The following is a 21,468-nucleotide window of genomic DNA, read 5'->3' on the forward strand; positions in this document are numbered from 1 at the left end:
CGGACGGGAGGCTCAGCTCGCGTCCGCCTCGTCGGCTCGGTCTGCGACGGAGCGCTCGGGCGCGGTGCGCTCCGCGAGGGGTACGACGGGCGTCGGCAGTTCCGCCTCGGGCTCGGGGCGGACGCCGAACAGGGTGTCGAGCGCGCCGACGAACTCCTCGCCGCGTCCGGCGCGGCCGAGTTCACGTGCGCGGACGGACGGGCGGTGGAGCAGGACGCCCACGAGGTGTCGCAGGGCCCGCTCGGTCTGCTCGGCCGACGCGTCGTCACCGTCGGCACGGCGCGTGGCGCGGTCGATCTCGTCGTCGAGGATGTCGAACACGTGCTTGCGGAAGGCCACGAGCGCCGGGGTCGTCGACTGCTCGAGCGCCTGCGCCCGGAAGCGGGAGACGGCGTCGTCGACCATCGCTCGGGCCTCGGACTCGGCGTTCAGCTCGGCGACCGGGGCGTGGATGCTGATCGTCTCGAGGTCGAGCATCTCGACACCGTCGACGTCGGCCGCGTCGGGGTGGACGTTGCGGGGGAGCCCGAGGTCGATGACGATGCGGCGGACGCCGTCGTCGAGGTCGGACGCCTGGACGACCGGGAGCTCGCTCGAGGTGCAGGTGATGACGACGTCGCTCGTGGCGATGGCCTGGCGGAGGTCGTGGGCGGCCACGAGCTCGTGCTTCGCGGCGAACCAGGGGGCCCGGCCGGAGGGCGAGAAGACCTGGATGGTCGTGGCCCCACGGTCACGCAGCGCGGCGATGGTCGTCGCGGCGTAGCTGCCGGTGCCGATGAGGAGCACCCGGGTGTGGGCCCAGTCGGTGATGCGCGACGACGCGAGCTCCAGGCCGAGGCGCACGAGCGAGCGGCCGGCGGCACCGATCCGGGTGCGGGTCTTCACGCCGCGGGAGGTGTGCGCGGCCTCCTGGAAGAGGCGCTCGAGGTCCGAGGTGGTGGTGCCGTTGGAGCGGGCGTCCTCGAGCGAGCGACGGACCTGCCCGGAGATCTCGGTCTCGCCGACCACGACGGACTCGAGGCCGCTCGACACGGCGAAGAGGTGCTGGACGACGTCCTTGCCGCCGAGCACGTTGACGGAGTGCAGGACCTCGGTGGGGTCCAGGTCACTGGCGGTGGCGACGGCTTCGACGGTGGCCGAGACGGCGGAGTCGCGGTCGTCGCCCGCGATGTCGAGGTAGGCCTCGAAGCGGTTGCACGTGGCGAGGACGACGGCCCCGTCCAGCACGTCGGAGTCCGTCACGAGACGGCTCGCGGCGGTCGGTGCGCCGATGCTCAGTCGCTCCAGGAGATCGAAGCTGGCGTTGCGGTGCGACGCCGTGAGACAGATGAGCACGTCTTCCATGGTAACCCGCGTTCCGCCCGGCTCCCGTTCTCATCATGCGTGCACGGGATACGTTCCGTTCGCCGATGGGAGAATCGTGCGGTGACCGATGCACCGACCACCTCCCTCCCCGCCTCGCACCCGCTCGTCTCCGGGCGCACGTCGGGCTCGCCGCTCGTCCGCGCGCTCCGCGGTGACCGGCCGGAGACCCTGCCGGTGTGGTTCATGCGTCAGGCGGGGCGATCGCTGCCCGAGTACCGCGAACTCCGGGTCGGCACGGCCATGCTCGACGCCTGCCTCGACCCGGCGATGGCGTCGGAGATCACGCTGCAGCCGGTGCGCCGGCACGGCGTCGACGCGGGCATCTTCTTCAGCGACATCGTCGTGCCGATCAAGCTCGCGGGCGTCGACGTCGAGATCGTCCCCGGACGTGGCCCGGTCCTCGGCTCCCCGATCCGGTCGGCGGCGGACGTCGAGGCGCTCGAGCAGCTCGACCCGACGGCCCTCGCCCCGATCTCCGAGGCCGTCGCACGCACCGTAGAACAGCTCGGGGACACCCCGCTGATCGGGTTCGCCGGCGCCCCCTTCACGCTCGCCGCCTACCTCGTGGAGGGCGGCCCGTCGAAGGACCACATCCGCGCCCGCACGCTCATGCACTCCGACCCGGATACCTGGTCGCGCCTGCTCGCCTGGGCCGCCGACGTGTCGGGGGCGTTCCTCCGGGCCCAGGTGCTCGCCGGGGCCTCGGCCGCGCAGCTCTTCGACTCGTGGGTCGGCTCGTTGTCCCGGGCGGACTACGTGCAGTCCGTCGCACCGCACTCCGCCGCGGCACTCGCCCACGTGGCCGACCTCGGCGTCCCCCGCATCCACTTCGGTGTCGGCAGCGGCGAGGTCCTGCGCGACATGACCACGCTCGGCACGGGCACCGTGGGCGTCGACGCGGTCGGGGTCGACTGGCGCCTGCCGCTCGACGAGGCCGTCCGCCGCGTCGGCACGGGCGTCACCGTGCAGGGCAACATCGACCCGGCGATGCTCTCCGCCCCGTGGGAGGTGCTCGAGGCCCACGTGCGCGACGTCGTCCGTCGCGGTGGTGCGGCCCGTGCCCACGTCGTGAACCTCGGGCACGGAGTGCCCCCGGAGACCGACCCGGCCGTGCTCACCCGGATCGTGGCGCTCGTCCACGAGCTCGGCGACGGGACGGACGGAGCCGCCGCGTGACCGACGTCGTCGTGGTCGGCGGCGGGGTCGCCGGTCTCGTCGCCGCCCGTGACCTCGCGAAGGGCGGCGCACACGTGGTCCTCGTCGAGGCGTCCGGCGTGCTCGGCGGGATGGTCCGTCGGCACACCGTGGCCGGGCTCGACCTCGACATGGCCGCGGACTCGTTCGCGACCCGGAACGACGCCGTCGGACGACTGGCGATCGAGCTCGGTCTCGGCAACGAGATCACGACGCCCGACCCCCGCGGCGCCTGGCTGATGACACGCGACGGTCGCACCTTCCCGATCCCCGCCACCGGCCTGCTCGGGATCCCGGGCAGCCCGATGGCGGCGGACGTGCTCGCGGTCGTGGGGCAGAAGGCCGCGTTCCGGGCGCAGATGGACTCCCTGCTGCCGTCGCTCGTCGGCTCGAAGGCGACGTCGCTCGGCGAGCTGGTCCGGAAGCGCATGGGCGAGCGGGTGCTCGACGACCTGGTCGTGCCGATCGTCGCGGGCGTGCACTCCACGCACCCGGACCACCTCGACCCGGACCGCGTCGCACCAGGGTTGCGTGCCGCGCTGCTCCGGGACGGCTCCCTCGCCCGCGCCGTCCTCGCGCTCCGGGCCCGGGCGACCGCGGGGTCGGCGGTGCAGGGGATCCGCGGCGGCATCGTCCGGCTCGTGGACGAGCTCGTCGCCGACATGGACACCTACGGCGTCGAGGTCCGGCTGCACACCCGGGCCACGGCGATCGAGGAGCACGCGGTCGAGCTCGTCTCCGCCGACGGGCCGACCGAACGCCTGCCGGCCGATCACGTCCTCGCCTCGACCCCCGACCCCGCCCGGACCACCCCGGCCACGCGGACGGGCATCGAGCTCGTCACGCTCGTGGTCGACCAGCCCGAGCTGGACGCGGCTCCGCGGGGCACCGGGATGCTCGTGCACCCCGATGCCGCCGAGGTCGCCGCCAAGGCGATCACGCACGCGACGGTGAAGTGGCCGTGGCTCGCCGAGGCGGCCGCGGGCCGACACGTCCTGCGACTCAGCTACGCGACCGACGCGACCGACGGGGCGGACGTCGCCACGAGCCTCCCGGTCGACCCCGCCGACGCCACCGGGACCCGCGCCACCCGCGATGCGACCGCCCTGCTCGGCGTGCCGGTCGCACCGAGTGCGGTCGTCGGCGCCGCCCGCGTCCGCTGGCACGGGCCGGACACGACCGCAGCCGGTCTGGCGGAGGGGGTCGTCGCGATCGGGGAGGCCTCGACCGGCCGGGGCCTCGCCGGGATCGTGGCGTCTTCGCGCACCGCCGCTGAGCACATCCTGGATTCCTGAGCGGACCCCACCCTGGTGGAGGGCTACTGTTGCAGGAACGCCGGACGTATTCCGTTCGGCGCATGACCACCGCACACTGACCCAACGGAGGAATCGCAGATGCGAGGCAAGCTCCTGTTCGTCGCCGGCGCCGCACTCGGGTACGTCCTGGGATCGCGAGCCGGACGGGCGCGGTACGAGCAGATCAAGACCGTCAGCGGCAAGATCTGGAACAGCAACGGCGTCCAGAAGGGCGTCCACGTCGCCGAGGACTTCATCGCCGACAAGACCCCGGACGTCGCCGAGTTCGTCGGTGAGCAGACGAAGAAGGTCGTCCGCAAGGTCGGCCAGAAGAAGGACAACGCCACCTCATGACGGACACGCGCGACCGCAAGCCGCGTTCGCTGTTCGGCCTGGTCGGCGACGTCCCCAAGCTCGTCAAGGAGCTGGTCAAGGGCGAGCTGAACCTGCTCAAGGCCGAGATGCTGACCAAGGCGAAGATCTTCGGTCTCGCCGCCGGTCTGCTCGTGGGCGCGCTCGTCATCGTCCTGTACGCGATCGGCGTCCTGCTGACCGCTGCCGTGATGGGCCTGGCGACCGTGATGCCCGCGTGGCTCGCGGCGCTGGTGATCGCCGTCGCGATGCTGCTCGTCGCCGCGATCCTCGGGCTCCTCGGCTGGCGGCGCCTGAAGACCGGACTCCCGATCACGCCCAAGCGCACGATCGACAGCGTGAAGAACGACGTCAACGCGGTGAAGGGCCTGGGCAAGAAGCCGACCCCGCCGACCCAGTACGGCACCCGCAAGCCGGACGTCGGTGGCCGCTTCTAGCGGCTCGTACCCGCACCACCCCCTCGGAGGAACCACGTGACCGATCAGCACGACGACCTGGCCGACCGCGTCGCAGCGACGCGCGCCCAGCTCTTCGACACCCTCGACGCGATCGAGGACAAGCTCAACGTGCCGAAGCAGATCGGGATCGCGGCCTCGAAGGTCAAGCGTGGGATCGACGAGAAGCCGGTGCCGTACCTGGCCGGGCTCGCAGCGGGCGTGGCGGTGGTCGGGGGTATCGTCGTAGCGGTGCTCCGACGGCGGTAGACCGCTCGAGCGCGGTCCACGGGATGCGGGGCGGCCAACACCCTGGCAACCGATAGGACAATGGATTCCATGAGCTCCACCGCGCCCTCGTCCGCGCACGACGCCCACGAGACCGCCCCCGACGGCATCGACCCCAACCTGCTCACGGCGTACGCCCTCTGGGCCGTGTTCCGTCGGCCCCTCGGCCCGATCCACACCGTCGGAGACGACGCGGTGGCCGAGCTCGACGCCGTCGTCACGGCCGCCGCCGAGCGAGGCGTGACGATCCGCGGCTTCTACGACGTGTCCGGCTTCCGCGCCGACGCCGACGTGATGATCTGGCTGCACGGCGACGACGCGCAGGCGATCCAGTCCGTCCTGCGCGAGATCCGCCGGACCGGCCTGTTCCAGGACGCCGAGCCGGTGTGGCACGCCATGGCCATGCACCGCGAGGCCGAGTTCAACAAGCGGCACACCCCTGCGTTCCTGCGCGGCAAGGACCCCGAGGCGTGGATCACGGTGTACCCGTTCGTCCGCTCCTACGAGTGGTACCTCCTGCCCGAAGAAGAGCGCTCGAAGATGCTCCGCGACCACGGCATCGCCGGCGCGAAGTACCGCCGGGTGCTCACGAACACGATCGCCACGTTCGCGCTGAGCGACTACGAGTGGATCCTGCCGCTCGAGAGCCCGGACCTGGTGGACCTCGTCGACCTGATGCGCGACCTGCGCTACACCGAGGCGCGCCTGCACGTGCGCGAGGAGGTCCCCTTCTTCACCGGTCGTCGGGTGACGACCGCCGAGCTGCCGGAGGTGCTGTCATGACCGACACGACCCACATCACGAACGGTCAGCCCGTGCTCGCCGCGACGCCGGCAGCGGCCGACGGTCCCGAGCACGTCGAGGTCCCGGTCGCGTACGACGCGATCCTGCTCGCCGGCTTCGGCGGTCCCGAGGGCCAGGACGACGTCATCCCGTTCCTCCGCAACGTCACGCGTGGTCGCGGCATCCCGGACGAGCGACTGGAAGAGGTCGCGCACCACTACCGGCACTTCGGCGGTGTCAGCCCCATCAACGCGCAGAACCGCGCGCTCAAGGCGGCTCTCGAAGGTGAACTCGCGAGCCGCGGCATCGACATGCCGGTGCTCTGGGGCAACCGCAACTGGGAGCCCTACCTGGAGCAGGCGTTCACCGAGGCCGCAGACCACGGCTACACCAAGCTCATCGCGATCGCCACGAGCGCCTACTCGTCGTTCTCGAGCTGCCGCCAGTACCGCGAGGACTACGCCCGCGTGCTCACCGAGACCGGTCTGATCGACACCATCCAGATCGACAAGGTCCGGCAGTTCTTCGACCACCCCGGCTTCGTCCGCCCGTTCGTCGACGGTGTCCGCGACGGCATGGCGAAGGCCATCGCCGAGAACGACGGCCTCGACGTCGCGACCGAGCTGCACGTGCTGTTCTCGACGCACTCGATCCCGTCGACCGACGCGGCGAAGTCCGGCCCCGACTACGGCGGCTTCGACGAGCACGGGGCGTACGAGGCCCAGCACCTCGCCGTGGCGCAGGTCGTCCTCGACCAGGCGTGGGCCGAGCTGCTCGAACTCCCCGAGCACGCGTCCCTCCGCGGCACGAGCACGCCGCCGTGGAAGCTCGTCTACCAGTCGCGCTCGGGCCCGCCGTCGCAGCCGTGGCTCGAGCCGGACATCAACGACTACATGAACGAGACGCTCAAGGGCGGCCCGACGCGTGCGGTCCTCATCGTCCCGCTCGGCTTCGTGAGCGACCACATGGAGGTCATGTGGGACCTCGACGAAGAAGCCACCGAGACCGCTGGCGAGCTCGGCTTCTGGTCGGTCCGGACGCAGACCCCGGGCGTCGACCCGGCCTACGTCGCCGGCCTGGTGGACCTCGTCCTCGAGCGCGTCAACGGCACGCCGACGAGCGAGCGGCCGCACGAGACGGACCTCGGCCCCTGGTACGACGTCTGCCGTCCGGGCTGCTGCGAGAACGTGCGCGCCGGGTTCAAGCCCGCCGCCGCAGGGCTCGCCCCGTGACGGACGAAGCAGGCGTGACGGACGGAGCAGCCGGCGGCCCGCCGCCGATCCGCCTCGGCACCCGCGCCAGCCGCCTCGCCGTCGCGCAGTCCCAGGACATCGCCGACCGCCTGGCGAAGGCATCGGGTCGCCCGGTCGAACTCGTGACCGTGACGAGCGAGGGCGACACGAACCGTGCCTCGCTCGCGAGCCTCGGCGGCACCGGCGTCTTCGCCAGTGCCCTCCGCGAAGCCCTCGTCGCGAACGAGGTCGACGTGCTCGTGCACTCGCTGAAGGACCTGCCGACCGCGCCGTACCCCGGCCTGCGGATCGGCGCGGTGCCGAAGCGCGCGGACGCCCGCGACGTCCTGGTCGCCCGGAACGCCGCGACGCTCGACACCCTGCCCGAGGGCGCGAAGGTCGGCACCGGATCGCCCCGCCGCGTCGCGCAGCTCAAGGCGAAGCGCCCCGACCTCGACGTCGTGGACATCCGCGGGAACATCGACACCCGTCTCGGCCGCGTCGAGGACGACCTCGACGCCGTGGTGCTCGCCGCCGCCGGCCTCGGTCGGATCGACCGGCTGAACGAGGCGACCGAGCTCCTGGACCTCGGCTTCTGGCCGAGTGCTCCCGGCCAGGGCGCACTCGCGGTCGAGATCCGGGCGGACGAGACCGACCGGAACCTGCTCGCCGCGCTGGGCAAGATCGAGCACGCCCCGACCCGTCTGACGGTGTCGGCCGAACGCGAGGTCCTCGCGAAGCTCGAGGCCGGCTGCTCCGCACCGATCGGCGCGACGGCGATCGTCGACGCCGAACTCCTGCTCGTCTCGGCGACGGTCTACCGTCCCGACGGCTCCGAGTACCGCACCGCATCGCACGCATCGGTGCTCGAGGGATCCGCGCAGGACCGCCAGGCCGAGGCACTCGAGGTCGGCGCCCGCGTCGCCGCCGAACTGCTCGAGAACGGCGCGGCCGAGCTGGCCGACATCGCCTCCGCCGCCGAGTAGGCACGTCACGGACACGCGGTCGCCCGTCGTCGTCATCCCGCGGGGTGGCGACTGGGGCGACCGCGTGGCCGCTGCCGCACACGACCGGGGGCTCGACCCGCGGATCGTCCCGCTCATCGGGACGGAGGCACCGAAGGACCCCGCCCCGCTCGCCGCTGCGGTCCGCCGTCTGGTCGCCTCCGGAGCGGCCGGGAGGCACGACGCACCATCCGCGGTCGGCGACCGTCCACGCGTGGCCGGCTCCGACTGGCTCGTGGTGACCAGTGCGACGGCGGTGCGCGTGATCGCGGGACTGGTGACGCGCCTCCCGTCCGACCTGCTGGTGGCGGCGGTCGGCGAGCCGACCGCACGAGCCGCGCGTGCCGCCGACTGGGTCGTCGACCTGGTGCCGCCGGACGCCTCGGCGGCGGCGCTCGTCGAGGCGCTGCCGGACACGGCTCGATCCGTCCTGTTCCCGCGGTCCGACCTGGCCGCACCGACGCTGGTGGACGGTCTGCGCGCCCGCGGGATCGACGTGGACGACGTGGTGGCGTACCGTACCGTGGGGACCGGCGACGAGCCGATCACCTTCGACACGGTGCCCGCCGCGGTGCTCGTGACGAGCGGCAGCGTCGCCCGCGAGATCGCCCGCCGGATGACCCCGCTCGACCCCGGCACCCTCGTGGCCTGCATCGGGCCCGGGACCGCCGCCGACGCTCGCGCAGCCGGACTGCCCGTCCACGTGATCGGACGCACCCGGTCCGCCGAAGCCCTGCTCGACGCCGTCGTCGAGACCCTGCACCACCCCGCCCCCGAACAGGAAGGCACCTCAGTGACCGGCCGCTTCCCCCAGGTCCGCCCCCGTCGACTCCGCGCCACCCCCGCGATGCGACGCCTCGTCGCCGAGACCCGGCTCCACTCCGCCGAGCTCGTGCTGCCGATGTTCATCCGCGAAGGGGCGCGCGACGCGATCGACATCTCGAGCATGCCCGGGGTGCAGCAGCACTCGCTCGACTCGTTCCGGCGTGCGCTGGTCGAGGCCGCGTCCGTCGGCATCGGGGGCGTGAACCTGTTCGGCGTGCCCGAACGCAAGGACGCCGTCGGCTCCGGCGCGACCGACCCGGACGGCATCCTCAACGTGGCGATCCGGATCGCGAAGGAAGAGGTCGGCGACGCGCTCGTCGTGCAGTCCGACCTGTGCCTCGACGAGTTCACGGACCACGGGCACTGCGGTGTCCTGGCGGCGGACGGGTCGGTCGACAACGACGCGACCCTGCTGCGCTACCGCGACATGGCCGTCGCTCAGGCCGAGGCGGGTGCCGAGCTCGTCTGCATGAGCGGGATGATGGACGGCCAGATCGCCGCCGCACGTGACGCGCTCGACGTCGCGGGCCACTCCGGGACGGCCCTGCTCGCCTACGCGGCGAAGTACGCGTCCGCGTTCTACGGCCCCTTCCGCGAGGCCGTCGACTCCTCGCTCGTGGGCGACCGCCGGACGTACCAGATCGACGCCGCCAACGGTCGGCAGGGGCTGCGCGAGGTCGAGCAGGACATCGAGGAGGGCGCCGACATCGTCATGGTGAAGCCCGCGATGAGCTACCTCGACGTGCTCGCCGAGACCGCTGCGACCTCGCCCGTGCCGGTGTGGGCGTACCAGATCTCCGGCGAGTACGCGATGATCACGGCAGCCGCGCAGAACGGCTGGATCGACCGCGACGCCGCCGCGATGGAGTCGCTCATCGGCATCAAGCGTGCCGGCGCCGACGCGATCCTGACCTACTTCGCCGTCGACATCGCACGGAAGCTCAACCAGGAGGCCGGTCTCCGCACCTCCGGCACCACCGCCGTAGTCGCCGGCATCGCCTCGACCGGGAAGGCCCCCGAATGACCACGAACGACCAGCTGTTCGGCCGTGCCAAGAACGCGATCCCCGGCGGCGTGAACTCGCCCGTCCGTGCCTACGGATCGGTGGGCGGCACCCCGCGTTTCCTGGTGTCGGCGAAGGGAGCGTACGTCACCGACGCCGAGGGACGTGAGTACGTCGACCTCGTGGCGTCGTGGGGTCCCGCGATCCTCGGTCACGCGCACCCCGGTACCGTCGAGGCCGTGCAGCAGGCTGCCGCGCGCGGACTGTCCTTCGGGGCCTCGACCCCGGGCGAGACCGAGCTCGCCGAGCTCGTGAAGCAGCGGGTGTCGGTCGACGGCGACGGCCCCATCGAGAAGCTCCGCATGGTGTCGACCGGTACCGAGGCCACGATGACGGCGATCCGGTTGGCCCGCGGCTACACCGGCCGCGACCTGCTCGTGAAGTTCGCCGGGCACTACCACGGGCACTCCGACTCCCTGCTCGCCGAGGCTGGTTCGGGGGTCGCCACCCTGGCCCTTCCCGGCAGCGCGGGCATCACCGAGGAGACCGCGGCGCAGACCCTGGTGCTGCCGTACAACGACCTGGACGCCGTCCGCCGCGCGTTCGACGAGCACTCCGAGCGCATCGCCGGCGTGATCGTCGAGGCCGCCGCCGCGAACATGGGCGTGCTCGCACCGGAGCGCGGGTTCAACCGGGCGCTGGCGCAGATCGTCCAGTCGCACGGCGCACTCCTCATCGTCGACGAGGTCCTGACGGGCTTCCGTGTCGGCTCTGCCGGCTGGTGGGGGCTCGAGGCGTCCAAGGTCGTTCCGGACGGTGCCGGCTGGAAGCCCGACATCATCACGTTCGGCAAGGTCATCGGCGGCGGCATGCCGCTCGCCGCACTCGGTGGTCGCCGGGAGGTCATGGACTACCTGGCACCGCTCGGCCCCGTGTACCAGGCGGGCACCCTGTCCGGGAACCCGCTCGCCGTCGCTGCCGGCATCGCCACGCTCCGGGCCGCGACCCCGGACGTGTACGCGCACCTGGACCGCACGGCGTCGACCATCGCGACCGCCACCAGCGAGGCACTCTCCGCCGAGGGCGTCGCACACACCGTGCAGCGCGCCGGGAACCTGTTCTCCTTCGCCTTCAGCGAGACCGCCCCTCGGAACTACGACGACGTCCGCGCGCAGGACGCGTTCCGGTACGCGCCGTTCTTCCACGCGATGCTCGACGCCGGGGTCACCCTGCCGCCGAGCGTGTTCGAGGCGTGGTTCGTCACCGCCGCCCACGACGACCGGGCCGTCGGCCGGGTGCTCGACGCGCTGCCGGCCGCGGCGAAGGCGGCGGCGAGCGCGACGCCGTAGAGCCGACCGTCCCCGCGACGGCAGGCCCGTGCCGGACCCGGCCCGTGCCTCCCGTCCGCTGGTTGGATGGCGACATGCAACTCGCTGAAGCGCTCATCGAACGCGCGGACCTGCAGAAGCGCATCGAGCAGCTCCGATCGCGGATCGCCGCCAACGCCCGCTACCAGGAGGGCGAGGAGCCCGACGAGGACGCCGCCGCCCTGCTGGCCGAGGCCGAGCAGGCCGTCGACGCACTCGAGGTGCTGCTCGCGCGCATCAACGCGACCAACGCGTCGACCGTGCTGGCCTCCGGGGACACCGTCACCGCGCTCCTCGCACGCCGGGACGCCCTGCGGCTGCGGCACTCGCTCGTGACCGGTGCGGCCGACGCGACCGCGGGCGGTGGTGGCGGCTACCGGCAACTCCGCAGCGAGCTCCGGACGTTCGCCGCCCTGCCGACGGCCGAGCTGCGGAGTCGTGCGGACGCCCTGGCGAAGGAACTCCGCGAGCTCGACGCGACCATCCAGCGCAGCAACTGGGAGGTGGCGCTCCTGGAGCCGACCGACTGAACGAACGGGGCGGTGCGTCGGTAGGCGGACCGGGGCGGGTACGGACCCGACGGACCGGCGGGCAATCCGGTCCTCATGTGGCGCAGTGGGCAGCGCCGTGGCGCGAGCCGGCACAACGCAGCCCAGCACCGCGCACCGGCGACGGTGCACGCAGCACCACGCACAACCGCGTACCGACCGGACCACCGAGGGTGGGACAGGGGACACCACCGCCCCGTCAGCAGGTCGCGCTGTCGCCGTCCGCTCCCTGGAGGCGCGGGTCGGCTACGACGCGCGGCGTGCGGCCCAGCGGCCCTCGGCGCGCAGGATCGCGAGGGGGAAGTCGAACGCGTGGGAGACCGCGGACGACGTGATGACCTCGTCGGAGGTGCCCTGCGCGACCGACGCGCCGTCCCGCAGGAGCATCGCGTGCGAGGTCGAGGCCGGCAGGTCCTCCAGGTGGTGGGTCACCATCACGCTGCCGAGCTCGGGGTGCCGGTGCCGCAGCGCGTCGACGGTCTCGAGCAGGTGCTCCCGGGCGGCGACGTCCAACCCGGTGGCGGGTTCGTCGAGCAGGAGCAGCTGCGGCTCGGACATCAGCGCGCGGGCGATCAGGGCCCGGCCGCGCTCACCCTGGGAGAGCACGGGCCAGCGGGCATCGAGCCGGTCGGTCAGCCCGACGTCGGCGATGTGCCGCTCGGCCGTGGCCACCTGGGCGTCCGTCGGCGTCCACCGCATCATGAGGTCGGTCGTCCCGGTGAGCCCGGTCAGAACCGTCTCGAGGACGGTCAGCGGCGAGAGCATGCGGTGCCGCGGGTCGACGTGCCCGATGTGCTCGCGGAGCTCCCGGACGTCCACCCGCCCGAGTCGGCGGCCCAGCACCTCGACGGTGCCCGCCGTCGGGTGGCTGTTCGCACCGAGGACCGCGAGCAGCGTCGACTTGCCGGCACCGTTCGGCCCGAGGAGTGCCCAGTGCTCGCCGCGCCGGACGGTCAGGTCGATGCCGTGCAGGAGGTCCCGGCCGGACCGGGTCACGCGGACGCCGGTGGCGTGGATGAGGACGTCGGTCACGATCCCATCGTGCCCGACGCCGCTCATGCGCGAGCGGCGCGGAGCGTCTTCAGGTGGTCGTCGACGGCACGGGCGAGTGAGCGCATGACCGCGGCCCCGGCCTCGCCGTCACGACCTCGTGCCGCAGCGGCGAGGGGGTCGACGGCGTGCTTGACGTCCCAGAAGATGAACTCGTCGGCGGTCAGCGCGAGGAACTTCACGCGCGGCACGAGCGACGTGGTGAACGTCGCGAGCAGCTCGTTGTCGGCCACGCGGACCAGGAGTTCGAGGAAGTCGGAGATGTCGTCGTTCGTTGCGCGGTCCTCGTTCTCCGCGTGGACCCGGAGGTTCTCGAGGACGTCCACGAGCTGCGCGAGATCGGTTTCGTCGAGCTTCGGGAACGACCACCGCACCGCGAGCTCGGCGATGCCGAGGGAGACCTGGAGCGCTTCGTCGTACTGCTTGGCGTTCGGCGTCGCGATCCGGGTGTACCGGTTCGCCTCCATCTCGACCAGGCCGTAGTCGACGAGCTTGGCGATCGCCTCGCGGATCGGGGTGCGACTGACTCCGAGCCACTGCACGAGCTCGTCGTCGTTGAGACGCTCGCCGGCCTGGAGGGTGCCGTCCTGGATCGCGGCGAGCATCTTCTCGAGCACGACGTCTCGCAGGAGCTTCCGCGGCGAGTTCTCGACGGTCGACTTGGGTACCGGCATGCCGGACTCCTCACAGGGTCAGGTGTTCTGTACTCCAATCCTAACGTGTCAATATGCAAACGCTTGTGAAATCTTAGCATGATGGAATGTCATGCATCAATCCTGACGATGGTCCGCCCGTGCACCTTTGCCGCGACGACCTCCGGACCCACCCGCACGGCCTCGTCGAGCGACACGGTCCGCACCACCCCCGCCAGCACCGCCGGGTCGAGATCGGTCGCGAGTCGGTCCCACGCCTGCTGCCGGAGCGGCAGCGGTGCGTCGACCGAGTTGATGCCGAGCAGGGACACCGCTCGCAGGATGAACGGCATCACCGTCATCGGCAGCGCGGCGTCCTGCGCGAGTCCGCACGCCGTGACCGCTCCGCCCCACCGTGTCGCAGCGATGACGTTCGCGAGTGTGGCGCCACCGACGCTGTCCACCGCGCCCGCCCAGGCCGCACGCTGCAGGGGCTTGCCGGGTTCGGACAGCGTGGCCCGGTCGACGACGGCCGTCGCGCCCAGGGCACGGAGCGAGTCCTCGTTGGCGAGCCGTCCGGTCGACGCGGTGACGTCGTACCCGCGGGCGGCGAGCAACGCGATCGCGACGGTACCGACACCGCCGGACGCGCCGGTCACGAGCACCGGACCGTCCCCGGGGGCGACGAACCGTTCGAGTGCGAGCACGCTGAGCATCGCGGTGAACCCCGCCGTGCCGATCGCGGCGGCGACGGAGTCGTCGAGGCCGTCGGGCAGCACCACCAGCGACCCGGACGGCACCACGGCGTGCTCCGCCCAGCCGCCGTGCCGGGTCTCGCCCAGCCCGGCGCCGTTCAGCACGACACGGTCGCCGATCGCGACGTCGTGCACACCCGGGCCGAGGGCCGACACCCGACCGACGACGTCGATGCCGGGAACGAGGGGATCGACCCGCGCCACACCGGGGTTCCGGGCGAGCGCAAGGCCGTCCTTGTAGTTGACGCTCGAGTACGTCACGTCGACGAGGGCCTCGCCCTCGGCCGGGTCGGCGAGGTCGACCTCGGTGACGGTGGGCGGGGCGGAACTGGAGACGAGGACTGCGCGGGTCACGAGACGGACGCTACCCCGCGCCTCCCGGCCCTGCTTACCCGGCAGTGCTCATCCGAACATGATGGCGGCTTCGTCGTACCGGGCCTGCGGCACGGTCTTCAGCTCGCCGAGTGCCTCGTCGAACGAGACGTGCACGATGTCCGTGCCCCTCAGCGCGACCATCCGGCCCCACCGCTCCTCGACGACCGCGTCGATGGCCGCCAGGCCGAGGCGCGTCGACAGCACGCGGTCGTACGCCGTCGGCGTCCCACCGCGCTGGATGTGGCCCAGGGTGGTGGCGCGGCTCTCGATGCCCGTCATCTCCTCGATGAGGGGCGCGAGGCGTTCACCGATACCGCCGAGCCGCGGCCGCCCGAAGGCGTCGAGCCCACGCTCGGTGTGCGCGTTGTCCTCGTGGTCGGGGACGAAGCCCTCGGCGACGACGACCAGGGGTGCCCGGCCGCGGTCGTAGGCGGCACGCACCCACTGCGCGATCTGCTCCATGCTCGTCTTCTGCTCCGGGATCAGGATCGCGTGCGCACCCGAGGCCATCCCCGAGTGCAGGGCGATCCAGCCGACGTGGCGGCCCATGACCTCGGCCACCATGCAGCGCGAGTGCGACTCGCCCGTCGTGCGGAGGCGGTCCATGGCCTCGGTCGCGATGGCGACGGCGGTGTCGAAGCCGAACGTGTAGTCGGTCGCGCCGAGGTCGTTGTCGACGGTCTTCGGGACGCCGACGATCTTCAGGCCGGCGTCGGTCAGGCGCTTCGCCGCGGCCAGGGTGCCCTCGCCGCCGATCGCGACGATGGCGTCGATGCCGTGCCGCTCCAGCGTCTTCTCGATGTTCTCCACGCCGCCGTTCGGGCCCTCGAAGGGGTTCGTCCGGCTCGTGCCGAGGATCGTGCCGCCCTGCTTCGCGATGCCCTGGATGTCCTTGCGACCGAGCGGGACGATGTCGCCGTCGACGACGCCGCGCCAACCGTCGCGGAACCCCACGAAGTCGTGTCCGTAGATCGCGATGCCCTTCAGCACGATCGCGCGGATGACCGCGTTCAGGCCGGGGCAGTCGCCTCCGGAGGTGAGGATGCCGATGCGCATGGGAACTCCGTCGTCGGGTGGTGGGGGACTGCCCCCATCATGACTGACGGTGGTTCCGCATTACCATCCCCGTGTGTCCCTGCATGCTGCCGCCGCGTCGTCGTCCGTCGCCGCGCCGGACGACGCGGCTCGCGTGGACACGCTCTACCGGCCTGGAGGCGCGGTGGACGTCCGCGCGACCCTCCGGCCCCTGCAGCGCGGCTCCGGTGACCCCGCCTTCCGCGTGGTCGGCGCCGACACGTGGCTCGCCCTCCGCACGCCGACCGGGCCGGCCTCGGTGCTCGTGCGCCGCGCGGGGTCGTCCACGATCGCGGTGTCCGCGTGGGGAGACGGTGCCGCCTGGGCCGTCACCCACGCACCCGACCTGCTCGGCCGCGGCGACGACTGGTCGTCGTTGGACGTCTCGGGGCACCCGTTCCTCGCCGACGCGCGGCACCGGCAACCCGGGCTCCGGCTGCTCCGCACCAACACCGTCGTCGCGATGCTCGTGCCGGCGATCATGGAGCAGAAGGTGACCTCGCGCCAGGCCTGGCGCGCCTGGCGGTACCTGCTCCGGCGGTACGGCACGCCCGCCCCCGGACCGGCCCCGGCGGACATGTTCGTCCCGCCGGACGCTGCGACCTGGTCCAGGATCCCGAGCTGGGAGTGGCACCGGGCCGGCATCGAACCCGGGCGGTCGGCCACCGTGATGCGGGCGATGCGGGTCGCGCCCGCACTCGAGCGGACGCTGACGCTGGGCCGCGGCGGCACCGTCGTGTCCGAGCGCCTGCAGTCGGTGCCGGGCATCGGGAAGTGGACGGCTGCCGAGACGGCACAGCGTGCGCACGGCGACCCGGACTCCCCGAGCGTGGGGGACTTCCACGTACCGGCCCTCGTCGGGTGGGCACTCACCGGCGGGCCGGTCGACGACGACGGGATGCTCGAGCTCCTCGAACCCTGGCGCGGGCACCGGGAGCGGGTCGTGCGGTTGATCGGGGGCTCGGGCTTCCGGAAGCCGGCGTTCGGGCCCCGGATGACGATCCAGGACCACCGGTTCCACTAGGAAATACCGAGGATTCGGGCTGCAGTCGCAGGGGTCTGGATGATCCGTTATGAAAGCGCCCATTCATAACGAATCATCCGGAGGCAGACCATGCAGCCCAGCCCATACACGCCTGGCGAGGTAGCCCGTGCGGTACCTGGACGGGCGATTCAGCTGGCGGAGATCGACGAACGACTGTCGGTTCTGGCGGACCTGGGCCGGCTGGTGGGCCGCATCCGCGTCGACCACGCCCCGAGGGGTTTCGGGAAGACATCGCTGTTGCGGGAGTACCAGCGTCGGGCAGAGGCACGCGGACTGCTCTCGGTGTGGGTGACAGCGGGTGAGGAGGCGGGCCTGGTCGCCCAGATCTGCACTGCGCTCGCTTCCGCCACCGAGACATCTGGTGACCGGGCCCGGGCGTCCGTGGGGCGCCTGGAGTCGGTCGAACTGACGCTCGGTGTGCCCGGGCTCGCGCAGGTCTCCGGTACTCGTTCCGTCGGCCCACGTGTCGAACCCCGCGGCGCTCGAGCGTTCGAAGCCGCCATCAGGGACAAGACCGATGGCGTCGGCGGAGTCGTCGTGCTCATCGATGAGATCCAGGCCGCGGACGAAGTCGGCTTGCGGACCCTCGTGTACGCCTGGCAACACCTGCAAGCGGAGGGTGCTGACGTCCCCGCTGCGGTGTTCGCTGCGGGGCTCCCGAGCGCACCGGAGCGGATCGCCGCCGTCGTCACGTTCAGTGAGCGAATCGCGTACCGACCGCTCGGGACGCTCGGACGCGAAGCAGAGGAGATCGCCGTCGTCGGACCGGCCCGCGCCCTCGGCGTCAGATGGACCGAGGAGGCAGTCGAGCTCGCCCTCTCGATCGCCCAGGGCTACCCGTACGCGGTTCAGCTGATCGCGGACGCGGCGTGGACCGCAGCCGGACGCCCTGACCCGGGTCATGTCGTCGACGTCCGAGCGGTCGAACGCGGTCGATCGGTCATGCAGGCTGACCTCGAAGCGCTCTTCCGAGCTCGATGGGCCGGATGCACGGCCTTCGAACGTCGTCTTCTCGGGGCCATGGCTGATCTCGGTGCCGGGCCGGTCGCGCGGGCGACGTTGGCGCAGGCGATGCACGCGACACCGAACAGCCTCTCAGCGCCGAGGGCGCGACTGATCGACAAGGGACTGATCCAACCGGCGGACCGCGGGCTGCTCCAGTTCACGATGCCGGGATTCGCTGAGTTCGTGCGTGGCAACGGCGGTGAGTAGGCGTCTGCGCCCCGGTGGTCAGGGGTGGCGGGTGCCCTCGCCGGCGATCACGGCGCGGTAGCCCTCGCGGAACGACGGGAAGCGTGGGGCCCATCCCGTCGAGCGGAGCAGGGCGTTCGACAGGCGCTTGTCCCCGGCGCCCTGCCGTCCGGAGGCCTCGGCGGCTTCGGCGCGGGGAAGCTCCGGAACGCCGAGTTCGGCGGCGAGGAACGCGTACACGTCGTCGAGCCGCGCGGGTTCGTCGTCGGTGACGAGGTACGTCGGCGCGGGTTCGTCCAGTGTCGCGAGGTGCACCAGTGCGGCGGCGGCGTCGTCGCGGTGGATCCGGTTCGTGTGCGGTGAGACCCCCGGTGCCAGGCGCGCAGAACCGGAGCGGACCTGGTCGATCAGGCGCTCACGCCCGGGGCCGTACACGCCCGACAGCCGAGCGAGCACGGCATCTGGGACGCGGGACCGGAGCAGCGCCTCGGTCTCGAGCAGCACACCAGCCGTCGGAGTGGAGGCGACCGCCGGGGTCGCCTCCGTGACGGTGCTGCCGTCGTCCACGTCGTACACGGCAGTGGAGGACACCACGATCACCCGCGGGTCGGACCCCGACGCGTCGATGCCGTCCAGGACGTTCCGCAGCCCGTCGACGTAGGTCGCGCGGTACTCGTCGACGTCACGGCTCCCCGCCGCCAGGGCCACGACGACGACGTCCGTGGCGGGGTCGATCGGTGCGACCTCGTGCCGGAGGTCCACCGACCGGCCGACGAGCGGCAAGGGGACGAGTTCACCCCGGCGCCGGAGCCCGACCACACGGTGCCCCTCCGCGGCGAAGCGCAGGCCGGTCTCGATCCCGAGGTCGCCGCAGCCGGCGATGACGATGTCCACCGTCCCATCATGGGCCAGCAGCGCCTCAGCGGTGCTCGGTGCCGTCCGGGTTCACCGCGTACCAGACCCCTCCCACGCCCTGCCCGGTGACGTCCCCGGCCGTCGTGTCCGCCGCGTACGTGTAGATCGGCCGCCCGTCGACGGTGACCTGGAGCTTCCCGTCGACACCCGTGATCGTGCCGACCGTGCCGGTGACACCGGACACCGAGGGGGTGGTGGCGTCGGACTCGATCGCCGGCCAGGCCGAGGCGCACCCACCGGTGCAGGTGCTCTTGCCCGAGCCCTTGACGTCCTGGTCGTAGAAGTACGCCGTCATCCCCTTGCCGTCGACGACGACCGTACCGAGCGAGGCCGAGGCGGTCGCGATGCCGTCGTCGGCACCGTGGCCGCCACTGTCACCGCCGCTGTCGTCGGACCCGTACAGGCCCCCGGAAGAAGACGAAGAAGATGCCGGTGACGACGACGAAGCCGACGAGCCGGACGACGCCGTCGACTGCGACGCGCACCCGGCGAGGGCCAACGCGCCGAACGCGACGCCGACGACCAGCAGGACCGAACGATTGGAACGTGTGGAACGCATGGGGTGACCCCTGTCCTGCGGACCCGGGCCGGGCCTCCCGGCTGGAACGGATCCGCTCATGAGGTGACACGGCACGACGGGCCGGATCGTTCGATCCCGACCCGGATCGAACGATCCGGCGACCTGCCTCGTTGACCGGGTGTGAAGAGACGAACGAAGGTCCTGCTCGGCATCGCCGCCGGTGTGGTCGTCGTCGGCGGTCCGATCGTCTACGCGAACCTCGTGAACAACGCCGCGGACGCGGCGCCGTCCCTGGCACCGACCGGGGGCGCCACCCTGAGCGCGACCGAGGCAAACGGCACGTGGACCTCGACGTCCGCAGGTTTCGCGGGGTACCGGGTGCACGAGGTGCTCCGGGGCCAGGATGTGACCGTGACCGGACGCACCAAGGACGTCGATGCCCGGGCCACCGTGGCGGACGGGTCCCTCACGGCGGCCACGGTGACGGTGCAGGTCGCGTCGATCAGCACGCCCGAGTCCGCCCGCGACGACTACTTCCGCGGGACCGCGATGCAGACGGACCGCTTCCCGACGGCGACGTTCCGGGTGACCACGCCCGTCGACGTGCGCGCGGCGCTCGCCGGGACGGACTCCGACGTCGCCCTGCGCGGCGAGCTCACCCTGCACGGCGTCACCAAGGCCGTGACGGCGGACGCGCAGCTCGGTGTCGACCGGGACGGCCACGTGCAGGTCGCGGGCTCGGTGCCGATCACGTTCGCTGACTACGGCGTGCAGGCGCCGGACCTCGGTTTCGTGCGGGTCGACGACCACGGTGCGGTCGAGTTCTCGGTCGAGCTGGCACGGTGACCGTGGACGCCCGGCCCGCCGACGAGCTCCTGACGGCGCTGCACGCCGAGCACGGGGACGCACTCCGGCGGTACGCGCTGCACCTCACGACGGACCGGGCGCTCGCCGAGGACGTCGTCCAGGAGACCCTCGTGCGAGCCTGGCAGCGGCCCGCGGTGCTCGAGCGCGACGCGGATGCCGCCCGTGCGTGGTTGTTCACGGTCGCGCGGAACCTCGTCGTCGACGATGCGCGGTCCGCCCGGCGCCGCCGCGAGGTCGGCTCCGACCTGCCCGTCGACGAGGTCCAGCCCGACCGGACGGACGCCGTCCTCGACGGGATCGTCGTCGCGGACGCGCTCGCCGGCCTCTCACCGGAACACCGGCGGGTCGTCGTCGACGCGTACTGGCTCGGCCACACCGTGCCCGAGATCGCCCGACGCCACGGGATCCCGGAGGGCACCGCGAAGTCGCGCCTGCACTACGGCCTCCGCGCGCTCCGGCTCGCACTGCAGGAACGAGGGGTGACCCGATGACCGACGACCGCTACCGGGACTGGGACGCCGCGTACGTTCTCGGCTCGCTGCCGACCGACGAGCGGCTCGAGTACGAGCGGCACCTGGAGACGTGCGCCGCGTGCCGCGCCGCCGTCGCGGAGCTGGCCGGGATGCCCGGGCTCCTGGGGCGGCTGCCGGCCGGGGACGCGGTGGCGATCGCAGAACCGGACGGGAGGCCCGACCCGGCCCCGCAGCGCTCGCTCGCCGTGGTCGCGCACCGCGTCCGCACCCGGCGGCGCCGTCGCCGGGTGCTGGTCGCGTCCACAGCGGGGCTTGCCGTCGTCGCGGCGGTGCTCGGCGGGGTCGCGGTCGGGACGGGAGCCGGTTCGCCGGGGTCGCCCTCGGCGCCGCCGCTGTCGACGTCCGTGCCGCAGGCGGGGGAGCGCTACGCGATGTCGTCGGGGTCCGGCCTGACGGTGGACCTCGACGTGACGGGCAAGGCGTGGGGCACCCGGTTCGACTGGGGGTGCGAGTACGGCGGCCGCGACTGGGGCACGGGCAGCGCGGTCATGTACGACCTCGTGGTGGTGCGGGAGGACGGCACCGACGAGACCGTCGCGTCGTGGAGCGCGACGGGCGAGCGTGCGACGGGGCTCGCGGCGGCGACGGACGTGCCGCTCGGATCGATCGCGTCGGTCGAGGTCCGACTGCACGGTGCAGCGCGGTCGTTGGCGTCCGTCGAACTCTGATCGAACGATTTCCCGAACTCGACCAAACCGGTCGGCCGAGGGTGCCGAATCACCTGCAACAACCGGGGAACACCCGGAGCGCTCACCAGCCGCACATCGCTGGTTCTCCACCCTCGCACGGGGTGTGTTCGGC

General features: G+C 72.3%; 23 protein-coding genes and 1 pseudogene. 17 read left to right on the forward strand and 7 right to left on the reverse strand.

Features of this window, described 5'->3' with window-relative positions:
* Positions 1-12: 12 nt before the first annotated feature.
* Positions 13-1,335 carry a glutamyl-tRNA reductase gene (locus tag FS532_RS11580; RefSeq protein ID WP_144754165.1) on the reverse strand — a complete coding sequence of 441 codons (1,323 nt, stop codon included), beginning with the start codon at positions 1,333-1,335 and terminating at the stop codon, positions 13-15.
* Positions 1,336-1,425: 90 nt separating this feature from the next.
* Here FS532_RS11580 and hemE point away from each other — a divergent pair, with 90 nt between their 5' ends.
* The 12 genes and pseudogenes from hemE to FS532_RS11635 all read left to right on the forward strand — a co-directional run bounded on the left by hemE (position 1,426) and on the right by FS532_RS11635 (position 11,692).
* The gene (gene hemE, locus FS532_RS11585; protein WP_144754168.1) at positions 1,426-2,541 is read left to right on the forward strand and encodes a uroporphyrinogen decarboxylase; all 1,116 of its coding nucleotides are present in this window, start codon (positions 1,426-1,428) and stop codon (positions 2,539-2,541) included.
* Complete coding sequence (locus FS532_RS11590) at positions 2,538-3,854, forward strand: protoporphyrinogen/coproporphyrinogen oxidase (protein ID WP_260852655.1); 1,317 nt, start codon at positions 2,538-2,540, stop codon at positions 3,852-3,854. The genes hemE and FS532_RS11590 overlap by 4 nt, the downstream gene beginning before the upstream one ends.
* A 99-nt stretch (positions 3,855-3,953) precedes the next feature.
* Positions 3,954-4,208 (forward strand): hypothetical protein, encoded by a 255-nt coding sequence (locus FS532_RS11595; protein WP_079237686.1) that lies wholly within the window; start codon positions 3,954-3,956, stop codon positions 4,206-4,208.
* Positions 4,205-4,663, forward strand: a complete 459-nt coding sequence (locus FS532_RS11600; RefSeq protein ID WP_079237687.1) for a phage holin family protein — start codon at positions 4,205-4,207, stop codon at positions 4,661-4,663. The genes FS532_RS11595 and FS532_RS11600 overlap by 4 nt, the downstream gene beginning before the upstream one ends.
* Positions 4,664-4,699: 36 nt before the next feature.
* Positions 4,700-4,930, forward strand: a complete 231-nt coding sequence (locus FS532_RS11605; RefSeq protein ID WP_022906123.1) for a DUF3618 domain-containing protein — start codon at positions 4,700-4,702, stop codon at positions 4,928-4,930.
* Between the two features lie 69 nt (positions 4,931-4,999).
* The gene (gene hemQ, locus FS532_RS11610; RefSeq protein WP_144754171.1) at positions 5,000-5,731 is read left to right on the forward strand and encodes a hydrogen peroxide-dependent heme synthase; all 732 of its coding nucleotides are present in this window, start codon (positions 5,000-5,002) and stop codon (positions 5,729-5,731) included.
* Positions 5,728-6,963: a ferrochelatase gene (locus FS532_RS11615; RefSeq protein ID WP_144754174.1), complete on the forward strand. Its 1,236-nt coding sequence runs from the start codon at positions 5,728-5,730 to the stop codon at positions 6,961-6,963. Before hemQ ends, FS532_RS11615 begins: the two co-directional genes overlap by 4 nt.
* Positions 6,960-7,949: a hydroxymethylbilane synthase gene (gene hemC, locus FS532_RS11620; RefSeq protein WP_260852656.1), complete on the forward strand. Its 990-nt coding sequence runs from the start codon at positions 6,960-6,962 to the stop codon at positions 7,947-7,949. Before FS532_RS11615 ends, hemC begins: the two co-directional genes overlap by 4 nt.
* A gap of 64 nt (positions 7,950-8,013) precedes the next feature.
* Positions 8,014-8,694, forward strand: a pseudogene (locus FS532_RS19055) (uroporphyrinogen-III synthase); the annotation flags it as partial.
* A gap of 66 nt (positions 8,695-8,760) precedes the next feature.
* A complete protein-coding gene (hemB, locus tag FS532_RS19060) occupies positions 8,761-9,816 on the forward strand; it encodes a porphobilinogen synthase (protein WP_260852663.1) in 1,056 nt (351 codons plus the stop codon).
* Positions 9,813-11,144 (forward strand): glutamate-1-semialdehyde 2,1-aminomutase, encoded by a 1,332-nt coding sequence (hemL, locus tag FS532_RS11630; RefSeq protein ID WP_144754180.1) that lies wholly within the window; start codon positions 9,813-9,815, stop codon positions 11,142-11,144. Before hemB ends, hemL begins: the two co-directional genes overlap by 4 nt.
* 74 nt (positions 11,145-11,218) lie before the next feature.
* The gene (locus FS532_RS11635; protein WP_144754183.1) at positions 11,219-11,692 is read left to right on the forward strand and encodes a DIP1984 family protein; all 474 of its coding nucleotides are present in this window, start codon (positions 11,219-11,221) and stop codon (positions 11,690-11,692) included.
* Positions 11,693-11,956: 264 nt separating this feature from the next.
* On the opposite strand, the gene FS532_RS11640 is transcribed toward FS532_RS11635, so the two are convergent.
* From FS532_RS11640 to FS532_RS11655, 4 genes are all read right to left on the reverse strand, one after another.
* On the reverse strand, positions 11,957-12,742 hold the full coding sequence (locus tag FS532_RS11640; RefSeq protein ID WP_144754186.1) for an ABC transporter ATP-binding protein: 786 nt from the start codon (positions 12,740-12,742) through the stop codon (positions 11,957-11,959).
* Between the two features lie 23 nt (positions 12,743-12,765).
* The gene (locus FS532_RS11645) at positions 12,766-13,434 is read right to left on the reverse strand and encodes a GntR family transcriptional regulator (RefSeq protein WP_144754189.1); all 669 of its coding nucleotides are present in this window, start codon (positions 13,432-13,434) and stop codon (positions 12,766-12,768) included.
* Positions 13,435-13,523: 89 nt separating this feature from the next.
* Positions 13,524-14,501 carry an MDR family oxidoreductase gene (locus FS532_RS11650; RefSeq protein WP_144754192.1) on the reverse strand — a complete coding sequence of 326 codons (978 nt, stop codon included), beginning with the start codon at positions 14,499-14,501 and terminating at the stop codon, positions 13,524-13,526.
* 48 nt (positions 14,502-14,549) lie between these two features.
* Positions 14,550-15,578 carry a 6-phosphofructokinase gene (locus FS532_RS11655; protein WP_144754195.1) on the reverse strand — a complete coding sequence of 343 codons (1,029 nt, stop codon included), beginning with the start codon at positions 15,576-15,578 and terminating at the stop codon, positions 14,550-14,552.
* Positions 15,579-15,657: 79 nt separating this feature from the next.
* Between FS532_RS11655 and FS532_RS11660 the strand changes: the two genes are divergently transcribed.
* Positions 15,658-16,620 (forward strand): DNA-3-methyladenine glycosylase 2 family protein, encoded by a 963-nt coding sequence (locus FS532_RS11660; protein ID WP_144754346.1) that lies wholly within the window; start codon positions 15,658-15,660, stop codon positions 16,618-16,620.
* A gap of 90 nt (positions 16,621-16,710) precedes the next feature.
* Entirely contained in the window at positions 16,711-17,853 is a 1,143-nt protein-coding gene (locus FS532_RS11665) for an ATP-binding protein (protein WP_144754198.1), read from the forward strand.
* 18 nt (positions 17,854-17,871) lie between these two features.
* On the opposite strand, the gene FS532_RS11670 is transcribed toward FS532_RS11665, so the two are convergent.
* Both FS532_RS11670 and FS532_RS11675 read right to left on the reverse strand, forming a co-directional pair.
* Complete coding sequence (locus tag FS532_RS11670; RefSeq protein ID WP_144754201.1) at positions 17,872-18,726, reverse strand: NAD-dependent epimerase/dehydratase family protein; 855 nt, start codon at positions 18,724-18,726, stop codon at positions 17,872-17,874.
* Between the two features lie 25 nt (positions 18,727-18,751).
* Positions 18,752-19,306, reverse strand: a complete 555-nt coding sequence (locus FS532_RS11675; RefSeq protein ID WP_144754204.1) for a COG4315 family predicted lipoprotein — start codon at positions 19,304-19,306, stop codon at positions 18,752-18,754.
* A 141-nt stretch (positions 19,307-19,447) separates the two neighbouring features.
* Here FS532_RS11675 and FS532_RS11680 point away from each other — a divergent pair, with 141 nt between their 5' ends.
* From FS532_RS11680 to FS532_RS11690, 3 genes are read left to right on the forward strand one after another with little or no spacing between them, the layout of a single operon-like run.
* A complete protein-coding gene (locus FS532_RS11680; RefSeq protein WP_144754207.1) occupies positions 19,448-20,113 on the forward strand; it encodes a YceI family protein in 666 nt (221 codons plus the stop codon).
* Positions 20,110-20,625 (forward strand): sigma-70 family RNA polymerase sigma factor, encoded by a 516-nt coding sequence (locus tag FS532_RS11685; protein WP_144754209.1) that lies wholly within the window; start codon positions 20,110-20,112, stop codon positions 20,623-20,625. Before FS532_RS11680 ends, FS532_RS11685 begins: the two co-directional genes overlap by 4 nt.
* Positions 20,622-21,335, forward strand: coding sequence for an anti-sigma factor family protein (locus FS532_RS11690; RefSeq protein ID WP_144754212.1), 714 nt, complete (start codon positions 20,622-20,624; stop codon positions 21,333-21,335). The genes FS532_RS11685 and FS532_RS11690 overlap by 4 nt, the downstream gene beginning before the upstream one ends.
* Positions 21,336-21,468 lie beyond the last annotated feature (133 nt).

It is taken from the genome of Curtobacterium pusillum (genome assembly GCF_007673235.1).
GTDB classification, from domain to species: domain Bacteria; phylum Actinomycetota; class Actinomycetes; order Actinomycetales; family Microbacteriaceae; genus Curtobacterium; species Curtobacterium pusillum_C.